The sequence below is a fragment of the Virgibacillus indicus genome (genome assembly GCF_002266285.1).
GTDB lineage: Bacteria > Bacillota > Bacilli > Bacillales > Amphibacillaceae > Virgibacillus_K > Virgibacillus_K indicus.
Window position 1 is genome coordinate 78,736 of sequence record NZ_NPMS01000008.1, and the last position, 15,965, is coordinate 94,700.

Sequence of the window (15,965 nt, forward strand, 5' to 3'; positions counted from 1 at the left end):
ACACACCCCATTTGAATTAGTTAGTTTCATTCTAACAAATTTATAGTTAAGCTTTAACTTTTTCCTGTATAAAAGAGGGATTCCGCAAATATTATAGAATAGTATAAATGATCTTAATTAAAGTGCTTACATGAAAGGGGGGAAAGTATATCATTAGCAAAAAGTAAGATTTTTGGCAGTTTATAGATTTTATGTCAAAAGCAACAAAGGATACGAACCGGTTTTAAAAAATTAAAAAATACGAGGAGGTTTATTATGGCGGGTACCTTTTGGTCACTGCTGCCGCCAATACTTGCTATTGCTATGGTTTTGCTGACAAAGCGGGTATTGCTTTCACTTGGGGTGGGTATTGTTGCTGCAGCATTTTTTATAGGAAGTTTTAACATTCTTGAGTCACTGACACTCGTCTGGGAGGCATTCAAGGGAGTATTTGTTGCTGACGGTGCTTTAAACACATGGAATATCTATATCCTGTTATTTGTATTAATGCTCGGAATACTGACCGCTTTTGTAAGTATGATGGGAGGAACACGTGCATTTGCCGAGTGGATGATACGAAGGGTGAAAACAAGAGCAGGCGCGCAAATAATGACAATGTTTCTTGGTGTTGTCCTATTTGTGGATGATTATTTCAACAGTCTGACAGTTGGACAGATTGCCAAACCTGTTACGGATAAACATCGTGTATCCAGAACCAAGCTTGCTTACATTGTTGATTCAACTGCAGCACCAGTCTGCGTAATAGCCCCTGTATCCAGCTGGGGTGCTTATATTATTGGAATCATAGGTACCGTGTTCGCAACACAGAGCATTACAGAACATTCAGCTTTTGGAGCGTTCATTCAAATCATTCCAATGAATTTTTATGTTTGGGCAGCACTTGGGGTCGTACTTGTCATTGCATTAAAGCAAGCTGACTTTGGGCCAATGAAAATACATGAAAATCGTGCCTTGAAAACTGGGCAGGTACTGGATCCGGAAAATAAGGAAGAAGTTGATGCCGAATCCAAGCTAGCAGAAAGTGATGCAGGAAAAATAAGTGATTTGGTATTACCCATGGCAGTTCTGATTGTAGCAACGATTTTATCCATTTATTTTAATGGTTTGGGTGCAGTTGAAGGTGAAAAAACATTAATCAATATATTCGGAAGTGCAGATGTATCTATTGCTTTGCTGTATGGAGGTATGATCGGTTTAGCAGCTACATTTCTGATGTTTGCACGTCATTTAGCAAAAAGGAAACTGAATGGAAAAAACTTTGTCAGTGGAATCGTAGAGGGATCAAAGTCTATGCTCCCGGCATTTGCTATTTTGATTTTTGCATGGGCAATTGTGACATTGATTGACCAGTTGGGTACAGGAACGTATCTCGCAGGTGTTGTAGAGGCATCAAATCTCAATATCGCTTTTCTGCCAGTAATTATGTTCATCGTTGCCGGATTTATTGCATTTGCGACAGGCACATCCTGGGGTTCATTTGGTATCCTGCTTCCGATTGCTGGGGAAATTGCAGCAGCAACAGATGTTTCGCTGATTTTGCCAATGCTTGCAGCAGTACTGGCAGGAGCAGTATTTGGAGATCACTGTTCGCCAATTTCAGATACTACTATTCTTTCCTCTACCGGTTCAAGCTGTCACCATATTGATCATGTAACAACACAGCTTCCATATGCAATTACTGCAGCTGTAATTGCAGGTATCGGCTACCTGGCGCTGGGGCTTTCGGGAAGTGTATGGCTGGGTCTGGCTATGGTAATTGTAGGATTGGCAGTATTATTTGCGGTATTAAAAAAGCCGGATAATATGGAAATGACGAATGACGAACCGATCGCTAAATAGAAAATTATAAAAAAATATAATCAGTATTTTAAAAACAATTGAAAATTTTGAAATACTGATTTATACTGTTAATATAAATATGAAACAGCATTTCATTTAATGAAATGGAGGGATGCAGTTGACTTTTGTATCAGATAAAGTGAAAAACCTGCCACCCTATTTATTTTCGGAGTTCCAGCGAAAGAAAAAGGAACTTGAAAATAAAGGGGTAGATGTTATCGATTTGGGAATTGGAGCACCAGATCTTCCTACACCTGACTTTATTATAGACGCGATGATGGAAGAAGCTAAAATCTCAGAGAACCACCGATATTCCACCTATAGTGGCTGTATCGAATTTAAAGAGGCTGTTGCAGACTTTTATAAAAAAAATTATGATGTGGAATTAGATCCGGAGCAGGAAATCCTGACATTAATTGGCTCCAAGGAAGGGATTGCGAATCTGATTCAGGCAGTAATTAATCCTGGTGATACTGTGCTTGTTCCAGATCCTGGTTATCCGGTCTACCGTAATGGAGTGCACTTGGCAGGCGGTGTAAGTGTGTCATTGCCGCTGGATAAGGAAAATGGATACGTTCCACTTTATGATAATTTGTCTGAAGCTGAAATAAATAGATCAAAGCTGATGTTTTTAAATTATCCCGGCAATCCGACATCTGCAACTGTCGAATTAGATACTTTTTTGGAAGCGATTTCATTCGCTGAAGAAAATAATCTGCTGCTGGCTAATGATGCAGCATATGATCTGCTGACATTTGATGATTATAAATCACCAAGTGTGCTCCAGGTGCCGAATGCGAAAGACTTTGCAGTAGAATTTGGCTCATTATCCAAAAGCTTCAATATGACCGGCTGGCGGATTGGCTATGTTGTCGGAAATAAAGAGGTTATTCGGGCATTGGGTACATTAAAAAGCAATCTGGATACAAGTCAGTTTCTCCCTATTCAAAAAGCGGCTGCAGTTGCTCTGAAAAGTGATTTGTCAGCTGTAAAAGCAAATAATAGGATTTATAAAAAACGTATGGAAAAAATGCACCAGGCATTACTTGAAATTGGTATCGCTGCGGAAAAACCAAAAGGTACGATATTCCTTTGGGCAAAGGTCCCCGATGGGTTCAGTTCCATCGAATTTGCGAATGAATTGCTTGAGGAAGCAGGGATTATTGTAACCCCGGGGACAGGATTTGGCCCAACTGGCGAAGGGTATTTCCGGATAGCACTTTCTGTAACGACAGAAAGAATTGATGAGGTTATCAGCCGATTGAAGCAGCTTAAACTTAAGGCTTCAGCAGGTGAAATATAAATTTATTAGGAGGTATTTTTTAATGACAGCTGTATCACTGCAAACAAAGAAATTATCAAACTTTATAAATGGAGAATGGGTGGAAGTAAATGATTCCACTGCGGTTATAAACCCGGCGACAGGAGAAGAGGTCGTTCAGGTTCCGTTATCAAAAGCAAAAAACGTTGAGGAAGCTGTTGAAGCAGCTAAAAAGGCTCAAAAGGAATGGGCACTTGTACCAGCACCACAGCGTGCAGAGGTATTATACAGGGTCGGCTATCTTATGAAGGAGCGTAAAGAAAGACTTTCCCAGCTTCTGACGATGGAAAATGGCAAAGTAATCGAAGAAGCGCGTGGTGAAGTACAGGAAGGAATTGATATGGCATTTTATATGGCTGGAGAGGGAAGACGTCTATTTGGCCAGACTACTCCTGCCGAGTTAAAAGATAAATTTGCAATGAGTCAGCGGACTCCAGTTGGTGTTGTTGGGATTATTACACCATGGAATTTTCCAATTGCAATTGCCACATGGAAGTCATTCCCGGCAATCGTAGCAGGAAATGCAGTGATCTGGAAGCCGGCAACGGAAACGCCAATAATGGCATATGAATTAGCAAAGATATTTGAAGAAGCTGGATTGCCTAAAGGAGTTATAAACGTCGTATTTGGTGCAGGTTCCGAGGTTGGAGATGCCATGGTTCATCATGACGATATAAGAGTTATTTCCTTTACAGGATCCAATGATACTGGGCGAAATATCGCAGGAGAATGCGGTAAACAGCTTAAAAAGGTATCACTGGAAATGGGTGGTAAGAATGCTGTTATCGTAATGGATGATGCTGATGTGGACCTGGCAGTGGAAGGTATTCTCTGGAGTGCTTTTGGAACCAGTGGACAGCGTTGTACAGCATGCAGCCGTGTTATCGTTCATGAGGCTGTAAAAGAAACGCTGGAAGAACGGCTGCTTGCAGCAATGGAAAAATTGACAATTGGAAATGGGCTTGATGAGTCGATCAAAGTTGGTCCGATTATTAATAAAGCCGGTATGGACAAAATAAAAAGCTATATTGAAATCGGAAAAAATGAAGGTGCCAAATTACTTGCAGGTGGCTATGAATTAGCTGATGACGCTTATGGAAACGGGAATTATTTTGCGCCAACATTATTTACAGATGCAACTGCTGATATGCGAATTGCTCAGGAAGAGATTTTTGGACCGGTTGTTTCACTGATTCCGGTAAAAAGCTTTGAAGAAGCGATCGAAGTAAATAATGGTGTTACTTATGGGCTATCCAGTTCAATCTTTACAAATGATGTAAATCGCGTGTTCAAGGCACAGCGCGATCTGGATACAGGAATAGTCTATGTAAATGCAGGAACAACAGGTGCAGAAATCCATCTGCCATTTGGTGGAACCAAGGGTACAGGAAACGGACACAGAGATTCAGGTGTTCAGGCATTGGATGTGTTTACAGAGTGGCGGGCAATTTACGTTGATTACAGCGGCAAGCTGCAGCGCGCACAAATTGACGTGGAGTAATTTCAGGATTAGCTGTATTTTTGCCAAAAGGCTGACTCCTTTAAGCTAAGAGTCAGCCTTTTATGAGGCACTGTTAATGATTGGATACTGGCAAATTAAATCTTTACAGGGAGTGAATCGGATGAAAATAGGTGTATTGGGTTCAGGTTTAATGGGCAAAGAAGCAGCACGTGATTTAGCTGCAAGTGATGGTGTTACGGCAGTTGGCCTTGCAGATATTGATTTGAAGCGGGCACAGGAAGTTTGTGATCAGTTGAATTCTCCGAAGTTGATTGCATATCAGGTCAATGCGAGTGATGAACAGGAACTGGCAAATTATATGATGCAATTTGATGTAATTATCAATGCACTCTTTTATTCCTTTAATGAAATTGTTGCCAAAACTGCTATTAAAGTTGGAGTAAACTCTGTTGATTTAGGTGGACATATTGGGCATATGACAGACAGGGTGCTTGCTATGGGGGAGGATGCAAATAAAGCCGGGGTTACCCTGATACCCGACCTTGGTGTGGCACCAGGCATGATCAATATTCTTTCAGGACACGGAGCTGGTAAATTAGATAAATTAGATTCAATTAAACTATATGTGGGCGGCATCCCAGTTAAACCGGAACCCCCAATTGAATATAATCATGTATTTTCAATGGAGGGTGTTTTTGATCATTATACCGATCCTTCCCTTATTATTCGTAATGGAATCAAACAGGAAATTCCATCCCTGTCTGAGGTGGAGCGGGTTTACTTTGAAAAGTTTGGGCCATTGGAAGCTTTCCATACATCAGGGGGAACATCAACATTGTCACTTTCATACCCAAACTTGGAAACACTGGAGTATAAGACAATCCGCTACCCTGGTCATGCGGAAAAGTTCAAATTGCTGGTAGATTTGAATCTTACAAGAATGGATTATGAGGTTGATGTTAATGGCCGAAAGATTAATCCGCGCGAAGTACTGCTAAAGGTGCTTGATCCAATTGTTGAACTGGGAGAGAAGGATGATGCAGTTCTGCTGAGGGTAATCGTCTCAGGGGAAAAAGATGGTGCACCTGCAGTGTATGAATATGAAATGACAACATACAAAGACAGAAAAACACAGGTAACCGCAATGGCCCGTGCTACTGCCAATACAATCTCTGTTGTTGCACAAATGATTGGAAATGCTACCATTAATAAAAAAGGAGTCTATCCTCCGGAGAAAGTCGTGACTGGTGACATATATATCAAAGAAATGGCAAAACGCGGAGTCAATATCATTGAGACTGTGCATGCTGAAAAATCTCAGGTAAAAATATAAGGCAGGTTCCCTCTGTGAACGCAGAGGGTTACTTTATTTTATAACAAGGCACTTTTCGTGAATTTTGGGACTGCACTTCGTTCGCCCCATCAACTATGTCGCTTTGTAATCGACATAGTTGATGTAAATTGCGAACTAAAATCAGCGATGATAATTCCATCGGCCGCTCAGAAAATATAAGCCCACTTCCATCATCCTATCAGCCATCCACCGAAATATCCTCTATGTGACCGGCGGCTACTTGTTTTTGGCTGTTTGGGCTTAGAGAGGCGCGCTATGTGACCGGCGGCTACTTGTTTTTGGCTGTTTGGGCTTAGAGAGGCGCGCTATGTGACCGGCGGCTACTTGTTTCTGGCTAATTGGGCTTAGAGAGGCACGCTATGTGACCGGTAGCTACTTGTATCCGGCTATTTGGGCTTAGAGAAAGCGCTCTATGTGACCCGCAGCTATTAGAAACGACAATTTTCGATGGAACGAATACACGCAGTACGAACCATTTTAGAAAATAGCCTATAACATAAATAATCATTCATCCAAACAGCAAGGAGAGCAAAAATGAATCAAAGCGTAATAAAAGCATTGAAATTACTGGATTTATTTACAGAAGATACACAGGAGCTTACCTTGAAGGAAATTTCGAACCGGGCAAATATACCAAAACCAACAGCCTATCGTCTATTATCTTCACTGGAAGCAAGTAATTTTTTATATAAAACGAAGGAAACGGAGCATGACAGCCGCTACCGTTTAGGTCTAAAATTACTTGAACTTGGAAAACTTGTGTCCGATAATCTGGAAATTAGAGGGGTAGCCCTGCCTTTTATGCAGCAGCTGTCGCAGGATATTAATGAAGTCGTTCACCTGGTCATTGTAAATCACAATCAGGCAACATATATCGAAAAAGTGGAAAGCTCTCGTGCTCTCAGGTTATATACGAGAATAGGGAAAAATTCTCCATTATATATTGGTTCCGGACCAAAGATGCTTCTGGCTTATTTAACAGAAATGAGACAGGCTGAAATATTGGATGAATCTGAATTAACCTCACTTAATACAGATAAAGTTATTGACAGAAAAGAACTAATGCGGGAGCTGGACCGGATCAGAAGGGATGGCTATGCATATAGCATTGGTGAACAGGATGCTGACACAACAGGTATTTCCTATCCAATTTATGATATTCATGGGCAAGTAATTGCTGCATTGACAGTAAGTGGCTTTTCCAAACATTTTGAGGGGGATAATCTGCAGCTTATTAAGGGAAAAACAAAACAAACAGCGAAATTAATTTCCGAGCAGTTAGGTTATAGGTGAATGAATTGAAATTAATGCTGTTACTGTTAGTGGGGCCCGGTGCACAAAAAGTTGAAAGAAAAGTGAATGAAGTTGAGAGGCAGTTGCCTGGAGTTGAGAGAAGAATGAGTGAAGTTGAGAGATAACCTGAATATAACTATTTATCTCTCAACTAATCAATGCTGTCTCTCAAGTTTCCTCTTTTATCTCTCAACTTCCGGCTGTCTCTCTCAACTTTTGAAACTGCCTATATATTAATTCATCAGCCAGTTAAAAAATGCTCACACATTCCCTCAGATGTGTGAGCATTTCATCGTGAAACCTTATTTTGCAGCTTTTTGCAGTTTGTTTATCATTTTAAGTGCCCGGCCTGTTCCGATTGCTACTGATTCAAGTGGGCTCGGAGCAAGATGAACTGGAACGATTATTTCATTGGACAGCCATTCCTGCATGCCATTCAATAGTGATCCGCCACCGGTTAAGACAATACCATGATCAACGATGTCCCCACTTAGTTCGGGAGGACAATTTTCCAGTGTAGAACGAATTGCTTCCAATATCTGCTCAAGAGACTCTTTTAATGCATTGTAAATCTCTGTGGAAGTGATGGTAATCGTTTTTGGCAAACCTGTTACCATATCGCGTCCGCGTATTTCCATTGTTTCCTCTTTATGGTTTGGATGTGCATAGCCGATTTCCATTTTAATATTTTCAGCGGTACGTTCGCCTATTAAAATATTATAACTTTTACGAATGTGATGAATGATCTCCTCATCCATTTTATCTCCGCCAATACGAACGGAATTGCATGATACCACGCCGCCAAAGGATATAATTCCTACTTCGGAAGTACCACCGCCAATATCCACGATTACGTTAGCTACAGGCTCATCAACCGGGAGATCTGCACCGATTGCAGCTGCAACAGGTTCTTCAATCAGATGAACCTGCTTTGCTCCATAACTTGTAACGGCATTATGAATAGCACGTCGCTCTACACTGGTGCTGCCAGATGGTGTACAAACAACAACAGATGGTTTTCTCATGGAGAGCCCAATTTTCTTGCTGACTTTCTTCAGCATTTCTTTGAGCATTTGTGCGGTTACATCGTAATCAGCGATAACACCATCTCTTAATGGGCGAATTGGCACGATATTTTGCGGAGTCTTCCCTACCATTTCTTTTGCTTCTGCTCCAACCGCAACTACTTGCTTCGTATTCACATCAATTGCCACGACAGATGGTTCATTTAATACAACGCCTTTTGATTTTGAGTAGATAAGAATATTTGCAGTACCTAAGTCGATACCGATTTCTGCATTTGATAACATAATAAAATCCTCCAATGATGACAATTTCTATATAAAGGTGCTCAAAATATTTCTCTACTATTATATGAACATACAATATTATAGAATTTCCATTATATATGATAGTTTCTGGGGGTAGATATATAACCTGCATATTTTGATATATGAGAGTAATAATTAATTGTGGTTACAGTTAAAATTAAACCATTAAACCGGGGAAAATCAAGTAACAATCTCATTACAAAAACCCGGACTTTGTAATATATTCCTGCTATTTTTGATAGTGTCAACTATGACTTTATTGTAATTTCTGCCAATAGATTTAACATTTTCCTATTTGCCTGATAATCGATTTATGGACACCTCTTTAATAAATAAGGTTTTTCCGGTGTTTTTCACTTTAGCTGCAAGTGCAGTTATCCGGATTGGCAACCCTTGCCAGAATTATTACAAAAAACTCATGCTATGATAATTTTGCAAGACAAAAACAAACCAAGGAGAGGTGCAACAAGATGTTAAAAAAAATTGGTATAGTTACCGCTTTGTCAACTGCATTATTATTTGGAGGAACTGCAACAACTGCAGATGCATCAGCTAATGCTGATAATTCTAATGTTCAATATAAAGTCTATTATTCTGTTAATGGAGAGTGGGGAAACTTTTCTCAGGATAATTTAAATAATGCATTAAATAAAATATTGAAAGATTACCAGATTGATTGGAACAAGTTCAATTGGGAAAATCAAGCAGAACAAAAAGAACAGCCTGCTGCGGAAAAAGTAAAACAGCCTTCTAAACAAGAACAGGCTGAGCAAAAAACAGAAGCACCTGCTGAGAAGCAGCCAGCACAAAAAGAAGAACCTGCTAAGGAACAGCCAGTACAGAAAGAAGAAGCACCAGCTAAGCAGCAAACAGAAAAACAACCAGCTAAGCAAGAGGCTCCAGTACAGCAGCCTGCTAAGGAACAAACTCAAAGTGAAAATCAGGCTCAAAATAGTCAATTAAGCCAGTTCGAACAAGAAGTAGTAGAATTGACAAACCAAGAAAGAGCAAAACATGGCCTGTCAGAACTAAAAGTTGATACGAATTTGAGCAAAGTAGCTCGCGAAAAATCATCTGACATGGCAGCAAATAATTATTTCGCACACAACAGCCCGACATATGGTTCACCATTTGACATGATGAAGCAATTTGGTGTTTCATATAAAACAGCTGGTGAAAACATTGCAAAAGGTCAACGTACTCCAGCAGAAGTTGTAAATGCATGGATGAACAGTGAAGGGCACCGTGCAAATATTCTTAACGGTGACTTTACTCATATCGGAGTAGGATATGTTGAACAAGGAAACCACTGGACACAACAATTTATTGGAAAATAAGAGGAATTAATTTGTTATAGGGATCAGCTACCTTAGCTGGTCCCTTTTTTCTATGAGTAAAGTATAAAATTTGACAGTTAAAACCTCTTAGACATAAACAGCCACGTCCAGCTCCAGCGCCCAGCGACTAGCGAGACTTCCCTCACCTTCGTACGATAAGTCAACATCGTCTCCGGTGTTAAGGGAGGGCCGACTAAAACCGGCTAAAGCCAACGTCGACATACCCCTATTCAGGGGCATGTTTCCATTATCTCCTACGGCTCAGTCCAGTCCGTACGTCGCTAAACAGGCGCTTGCGCTTTTGTTATTCACAGAGAAAAATTCACCCAATCATTGTATAATAATTATGTTGATAAAAAAGGGGGAAGTCAGCATGATTCGCACAATTGGAATCTACATATATGCAGGCCTTGTGGTAATTGGAACATTGCTTCACTTGCCAAAGGCAAAAAAACTATCAAAACAGAAAAGTTCTGCAGAAATAAATGAGAAACTTTTCGAGCAGCCAAAAATGGTTTCCAGAAAAGTGATGGAACGGACGGGGAGTACGGTATATGTCAAAGGTCAGGAGAAACTGCCAGATGGAGCGGTCTTATTTGTTGCAAATCATCAGGGGCTTTTTGATATCTTGGCATTGATTGGTTATTTGGGAAAACCGGTTGGGTTTATTGCGAAAAAAGAAATAGAAAAGCTTCCAATTATCAGCTCCTGGATGGAAATGATTCATTGTGTATTTATTGATCGGAAAGACAGGCGGCAGTCAGTGCGTGCAATAAATCGGGGAATTGATTATTTGAAACAGGGGCACTCAATTGTCATTTTTCCTGAAGGGACAAGGAGCAGGGGAAGTAATTTAAATGATTTTAAACCCGGAAGCTTCCGGCTGGCTATAAAAGCTAATGTACCGATAGTGCCTGTTGCAATTGACGGCACCTATCAAATGCTCGAGGAGGATGAGGGGCGGGTGAAGGCTTCAACTGTTTCATTGAGGATTGAGGATCCTATTTATCCGGAAGATTATCAGAATAAAAAAAGTGGGGAAATTGCTGCACAGGCTCAGGATATTATTCAAAAAAGTCTGCAGGGCAAAACAAGCGAACAGACAGCTTAACCAGAGGATATACCATTAAAGAAATAATTTGCAGAAAGAGGAGCAGGTACGACTAACAGCTTCTTTTTCTGCATATTGATTGCGGCATCTGTTCTTATCATTTATTGTTTAAGCAAGATGGAGTATCAGGGCTTTAAAAGGGTAATAGTAACTATTACTGTAATAAAGACAAAATATAGGGTGCAACATACACATACTAGTAGTGGGGTGATAGCTATGGTACAAGGTGCAGTAAATTGGAATACAGAGACAACACAGGAATGGCTTCAAAATTACGTTGATGACTGGGTGGCATTTTATCGTAAACATACCGCTGATGGTGAGGTCGCTTCATATATACCAATTTTAGGGGAGGCGAACCCGGATCATTTGGGTATAACGATTATCGGTAATGATGGCATGAGAGTCAGTTCTGGCGATGTCGGTATTCCTTTTACGATTCAGAGCATTTCAAAAGTCTTCAGCTTTATTGTTGCATGTATGGATCGGGGAATTACGTATGTTTTGGATCGAGTTGATGTGGAGCCTACAGGTGAGGCCTTTAATTCCATTATGCATTTGGAGATGAAGCAGCTGAAAAAACCTTTTAATCCACTTATAAATGCAGGTGCAATCACAGTAAGCTCCATGTTAAGCGGGAACACCTCTGATGAGAAACTGATGAGCATTTTCGACCTAATGGAAAATATGCTTGGCTACCGGCCGGCTCTTAATGTTGATGTATATGAATCGGAAAGAGACTCATCCATGAGAAATAGGGCGATTGGGTATTATTTACTGGAAACCGGATTTTTGGAGTCAGATCTGAATATTACATTAGAAACGTATTTCAAGCAATGTTCCATAGAAATCACTGTTGATGACCTTGCAAGAATGGGAGTAGTTCTTGCAAATGATGGAATGGATCCTGAATCCGGGGAGGAAATAATTCCACGGCAGGTTGCCCGGCTTGCAAAAGCATTAATGCTGACATGCGGTATGTATGATGCTTCAGGAAAGTTTGCCGCATATGTAGGTATACCCGCAAAAAGTGGTGTCTCGGGTGGCATCATTGCGTTATCACCACCAAGAGTTCGTGATGAAGAATTACCTTTTATTAATGGCTGTGGAATAGGAGTTTATGGTCCAGCACTGGATGATAAGGGAAATAGTACTGCAGGAATTCGTTTGCTGCGTCATATTGCCAGTCAATGGGACCTTAGCATATTTTAGTCTGGAGGTTTGAAAAGTTATGTGCGGGCGTTATACATTACTTGCAGATGAATTGAAGATTATAAAGGAGTTTAACCTGGATCAGCCGATTGACTCCTATCAGCTGAGCTATAACATTGCTCCAGGCCAAAATATCCTGACAGTCATTCATGATGGAAGAAAGAAGCGGGCTGGTTATTTGCGCTGGGGTCTTGTTCCTTCCTGGGCGAAGGATGAGAAAATTGGCTACAAAATGATTAATGCCAGAAGTGAGACAGCACATGAAAAGCCAAGCTTTAAAAAACTGATGACAAGAAAAAGGTGTTTAATTATCGCTGACAGCTTTTATGAATGGATAAAGACAGATAAACAAAAGCAGCCAAAGCGCATTCAGCTAACAGATCGGCAGCTGTTTGCCTTCGCAGGACTTTGGGATAAATGGGTGGATGGGGACAGAGAACTTTTTACATGTACGATGTTGACAAAAGATGCAAATAGCTTTATGAAGGATATTCACCACCGCATGCCGATTATATTGCCAAAAGATAAAGAAGATGAATGGATCAGTCCAATTCAGCAACAGCCAGAGGAAGCATATCATTTTTTGCAATCACTTGAGGATAATGAATACAAAGCATATACCGTTCCAAATTACGTGAATTCAGCCAAAAACAATGATGAGAATTGCATTGCCCCGATTGTATAGTATATAAAAAGGAATTCCCAGCTGCCCCGGGAATTCCTTTTTGCTTTGATTATGCTGATTTTGCTTTTGCTCTTTCTTTTTCTTCCTTTGCAACTTTCATAAATTTCTTCGTTTCGTATGCAACTACTCCGGAAAGTCCTAGGAGTCCGATTAAGTTCGGTATTGCCATTAATGCGTTGAAGATATCAGCAATTCCCCAAACAAGACTGAGTTGTGATACAGCCCCTACGAAAACAAATAGGACAAATACAACTTTGTAATAAGGAATAGCCTTATCATTAAATAAGTATCCAAAGCATTTTTCTCCATAGTATGACCAGCCGACTAAAGTGGAGTATGCGAATAATGCAATAGCCAAGGTTACGATTAACCCGCCTGTATCTCCAAGGAATGCTGCAAATGAAGCATTTGTTAAATTACCGGCTTCAACACTTCCGTCATATAAACCAGCCATAACAATTGTAATACCAGTGATGGAACATACGATAATCGTATCGATAAATACCTGTGTCATGGAAACTAGTGCCTGACGTCCAGGATAATCTGTTTTTGCTGCTGCGGCTGCAATCGGTGCGGAACCAAGCCCGGCTTCGTTGGAGAATACCCCGCGGGCAACCCCGTATCGAATTACTGTTCCTAATATACCCCCGCCGGCAGCAGAAGCTGTAAATGCATCTGTAAGAATTAAGTTAACTGCTGCAGGAACGATATCAAAATTCATTACAATAATGATAATACCACCAGCAACATAGAATAAAGCCATAAATGGTACGAAAAAAGCGGTAACTCTGCCAATACTTTTAATCCCGCCAAGAATAACCAGTCCCGTTAAAATAGTTAAAATAATACCCGTAGCCCATGCAGGCACATTAAACGTTTGATTTAATGCATCAGATACTGCTTTGGCTTGTACCATGTTTCCAATTCCAAAGGCTGCGACAGCACCGAATAATGCAAAGAGCACTGCAAGCCATTTCTGTTTCAACCCTTTTTCAAGGTAATACATTGGCCCACCTGACATTTCACCTTTGCTGTTTTGCACGCGGTACTTTACTGCCAGAAGTGCTTCTGCATATTTCGTTACCATACCAACAAGTGCAGTTACCCACATCCAGAAAACAGCACCAGGTCCCCCTAAAACTACCGCAGTTGCAACCCCTACGATATTCCCTGTCCCAATGGTTGCAGCCATAGCAGTTGATAATGCCTGATAATGACTGATATCCCCTTTGGATTTTTTATCCTGTCTTGTTGGGCTGAATGCGAGCTGCAGGGCATATGGCAATGACCTGAACTGGAGAAACCCTAATCGAATTGTTAAATACACACCTGTACCTACAATCAGGATTAAAGTGAATGGCCCCCAGACAAACCCGCTGATAGCATCAATTACATTTTGCATGTTCTTCCCCCTTTGTTAATTTATTATTGTATCTATATTAAATATTCCGAAAATACAGCAGAAAAGTCAAGTATTATTTTAATGTTTTACGAACTATTTTTTCTAATCCTTGTAAATATTCGTTTAATTATGTCGTCTAAGGGTAGTTAATAAGGAAATACTATGAAATCTTTTGCTTATAACCTGACAAGATGCTTATAATATAATTAAACTGTTTGCAGGTGATATAATTACGATCCCTGTATTAGCGTGTCTGCCTCATCAATGGCTGAACCTTTATCTCGCGAACCTGTACATAAAGAGGGCTGCATCTGATAAAATAGAAGTCGATTCCTGCGGTACAAGGGATTTTTACTATGCATTTAAACCGTTTCAGAAGGATGTATTAATTTACTTCAACATAAAACATGAACATACATTAAAGGAGAGAATGTAAATGGGTAAACGAAAATTATTCTTAGGAGTCGCAATAGGAGCTGCAGCAGGAGGGTTGGTTACATTATTTGATAAAGAAACAAGGGATTATACAAAAGAAAAATTCAATACTGCAAAAGCCAGTTCCTCGTACTTTATACAAAATCCTTCGGAAGCAGTTCACAATGTGCGGACAGCCTTCGATACATTTAATCAAAATTTTGCAAGCGGAGCTGACAGCGCAATAAACGCTTTGGAACAAGTTGAAAATACATTGGAGAAAGTCGCTAATAAAAGTGAGCCCAAAAGAATAGAATAAGATTAATTGCTAATGACTTACGTGGGAGAGTGCTGATGTGAAAAAAATGATTACGTTTGGGAAGCGGCTATTTCAAAGGGTGTTGGATACAGATGTCTTTGGATTGGCGGCCCAGCTAGCTTATTTTTTCTTATTATCACTATTCCCATTTTTATTATTTTTGCTGACCCTGGTAGGGTATTTGCCAATCGAAGAAAATGCTGTAATTGATTTAATTGCAACTTACGCACCTGAGCAGATTATGGAACTAATTAATACAAATATCAGCCAGTTGGTCAATAATCAAAATGGAGGGCTCTTGTCCATTAGTATTATTGGAACATTGTGGGCAGCTTCAAATGGAGTTAATGCACTCACGAGGGCTTTAAACCAGGCCTATGAGGTAGATGAAGACAGATCTTTCATTGTTGCCAGGCTAATCGCGATTATTGTCACAATCGGAATGGTAACAATTATTTGCATCGCATTTTTGCTTCCAATATTTGGACGGATGATCGGTGTTTATTTGTTTTCCTTTTTTGGATTATCTGAAGGCTTTCTTTCGTTTTGGGAAACGTTCCGCTGGTTAATTTCTTCTGTTATATTTTTCGTTGTGCTGCTTGCTTTGTATAAATTAGCACCAAATATTAGAATCTATTTCAAAAATGCAATATGGGGCGCGTTGTTTGCCACGGTATTTTGGCAGCTTGTATCATTGGGATTTTCTTATTATGTAAGTACGATGGGCAATTACTCTGCTACCTATGGAAGTCTGGGTGCCGTCATTGTACTGATGATCTGGTTTTATATTTCCGGGATTATCATCATGATCGGTGGCGTGATCAATGCAACAATAAGGAAGCATCATCCTGCTGAATAAAAAAAGATGCTCCGGCGCGGGAGCAT

Annotated in this window: 13 protein-coding genes; 11 read left to right on the forward strand and 2 right to left on the reverse strand. The window is 40.2% G+C overall.

All coding sequences use genetic code 11. The features are described 5' to 3' along the window. Positions 1–255 precede the first annotated feature (255 nt). The 5 genes from CIL03_RS15270 (at position 256) to CIL03_RS15290 (ending at position 7,269) form a co-directional block, all read left to right on the forward strand. On the forward strand, positions 256–1,839 hold the full coding sequence (locus CIL03_RS15270) for a Na+/H+ antiporter NhaC family protein (protein ID WP_094886750.1): 1,584 nt from the start codon (positions 256–258) through the stop codon (positions 1,837–1,839). Positions 1,840–1,957: 118 nt separating this feature from the next. Beyond that, entirely contained in the window at positions 1,958–3,142 is a 1,185-nt protein-coding gene (locus tag CIL03_RS15275) for an LL-diaminopimelate aminotransferase (protein WP_094886751.1), read from the forward strand. Positions 3,143–3,164: 22 nt separating this feature from the next. Beyond that, the gene (locus CIL03_RS15280) at positions 3,165–4,661 is read left to right on the forward strand and encodes an aldehyde dehydrogenase family protein (protein ID WP_094886752.1); all 1,497 of its coding nucleotides are present in this window, start codon (positions 3,165–3,167) and stop codon (positions 4,659–4,661) included. 76 nt (positions 4,662–4,737) lie between these two features. Continuing rightward, entirely contained in the window at positions 4,738–5,955 is a 1,218-nt protein-coding gene (locus CIL03_RS15285) for a saccharopine dehydrogenase family protein (protein WP_094886753.1), read from the forward strand. 555 nt (positions 5,956–6,510) lie between these two features. Further along, positions 6,511–7,269: an IclR family transcriptional regulator gene (locus tag CIL03_RS15290; RefSeq protein ID WP_094886754.1), complete on the forward strand. Its 759-nt coding sequence runs from the start codon at positions 6,511–6,513 to the stop codon at positions 7,267–7,269. 302 nt (positions 7,270–7,571) lie between these two features. Here CIL03_RS15290 and mreBH read toward each other — a convergent pair whose 3' ends face one another. Next, a complete protein-coding gene (gene mreBH, locus CIL03_RS15295; protein ID WP_094886755.1) occupies positions 7,572–8,579 on the reverse strand; it encodes a rod-share determining protein MreBH in 1,008 nt (335 codons plus the stop codon). A gap of 491 nt (positions 8,580–9,070) precedes the next feature. On the opposite strand from mreBH, the gene CIL03_RS15300 reads away from it, so the two are divergent. The 4 genes from CIL03_RS15300 to CIL03_RS15315 all read left to right on the forward strand — a co-directional run bounded on the left by CIL03_RS15300 (position 9,071) and on the right by CIL03_RS15315 (position 12,945). After that, positions 9,071–9,937 (forward strand): CAP domain-containing protein, encoded by an 867-nt coding sequence (locus CIL03_RS15300; RefSeq protein WP_094886756.1) that lies wholly within the window; start codon positions 9,071–9,073, stop codon positions 9,935–9,937. 373 nt (positions 9,938–10,310) lie between these two features. Beyond that, positions 10,311–11,048 (forward strand): lysophospholipid acyltransferase family protein, encoded by a 738-nt coding sequence (locus CIL03_RS15305; protein ID WP_094886757.1) that lies wholly within the window; start codon positions 10,311–10,313, stop codon positions 11,046–11,048. A 216-nt stretch (positions 11,049–11,264) separates the two neighbouring features. Further along, positions 11,265–12,260 carry a glutaminase gene (locus CIL03_RS15310; protein WP_094886758.1) on the forward strand — a complete coding sequence of 332 codons (996 nt, stop codon included), beginning with the start codon at positions 11,265–11,267 and terminating at the stop codon, positions 12,258–12,260. Between the two features lie 19 nt (positions 12,261–12,279). After that, positions 12,280–12,945 (forward strand): SOS response-associated peptidase, encoded by a 666-nt coding sequence (locus CIL03_RS15315; protein WP_094886759.1) that lies wholly within the window; start codon positions 12,280–12,282, stop codon positions 12,943–12,945. A gap of 49 nt (positions 12,946–12,994) precedes the next feature. On the opposite strand, the gene CIL03_RS15320 is transcribed toward CIL03_RS15315, so the two are convergent. Beyond that, entirely contained in the window at positions 12,995–14,347 is a 1,353-nt protein-coding gene (locus tag CIL03_RS15320) for an alanine/glycine:cation symporter family protein (RefSeq protein ID WP_094886760.1), read from the reverse strand. 436 nt (positions 14,348–14,783) lie between these two features. Here CIL03_RS15320 and CIL03_RS15325 point away from each other — a divergent pair, with 436 nt between their 5' ends. Both CIL03_RS15325 and CIL03_RS15330 read left to right on the forward strand, forming a co-directional pair. Beyond that, the gene (locus tag CIL03_RS15325; protein ID WP_094886761.1) at positions 14,784–15,080 is read left to right on the forward strand and encodes a hypothetical protein; all 297 of its coding nucleotides are present in this window, start codon (positions 14,784–14,786) and stop codon (positions 15,078–15,080) included. A gap of 37 nt (positions 15,081–15,117) precedes the next feature. Next, the gene (locus tag CIL03_RS15330; RefSeq protein WP_094886762.1) at positions 15,118–15,939 is read left to right on the forward strand and encodes a YihY/virulence factor BrkB family protein; all 822 of its coding nucleotides are present in this window, start codon (positions 15,118–15,120) and stop codon (positions 15,937–15,939) included. Positions 15,940–15,965: the final 26 nt, after the last annotated feature.

Coding starts and splice junctions, on each gene's coding strand:
- CIL03_RS15305 (WP_094886757.1), top strand. CDS start 10,311: ATGATTCGCACAATTGGAATCTACATATATGCAGGCCTTGTGGTAATT.
- CIL03_RS15280 (WP_094886752.1), top strand. CDS start 3,165: ATGACAGCTGTATCACTGCAAACAAAGAAATTATCAAACTTTATAAAT.
- CIL03_RS15300 (WP_094886756.1), top strand. CDS start 9,071: ATGTTAAAAAAAATTGGTATAGTTACCGCTTTGTCAACTGCATTATTA.
- CIL03_RS15290 (WP_094886754.1), top strand. CDS start 6,511: ATGAATCAAAGCGTAATAAAAGCATTGAAATTACTGGATTTATTTACA.
- CIL03_RS15310 (WP_094886758.1), top strand. CDS start 11,265: ATGGTACAAGGTGCAGTAAATTGGAATACAGAGACAACACAGGAATGG.
- mreBH (WP_094886755.1), bottom strand. CDS start 8,579: ATGTTATCAAATGCAGAAATCGGTATCGACTTAGGTACTGCAAATATT.
- CIL03_RS15270 (WP_094886750.1), top strand. CDS start 256: ATGGCGGGTACCTTTTGGTCACTGCTGCCGCCAATACTTGCTATTGCT.
- CIL03_RS15320 (WP_094886760.1), bottom strand. CDS start 14,347: ATGCAAAATGTAATTGATGCTATCAGCGGGTTTGTCTGGGGGCCATTC.
- CIL03_RS15285 (WP_094886753.1), top strand. CDS start 4,738: ATGATTGGATACTGGCAAATTAAATCTTTACAGGGAGTGAATCGGATG.
- CIL03_RS15315 (WP_094886759.1), top strand. CDS start 12,280: ATGTGCGGGCGTTATACATTACTTGCAGATGAATTGAAGATTATAAAG.
- CIL03_RS15325 (WP_094886761.1), top strand. CDS start 14,784: ATGGGTAAACGAAAATTATTCTTAGGAGTCGCAATAGGAGCTGCAGCA.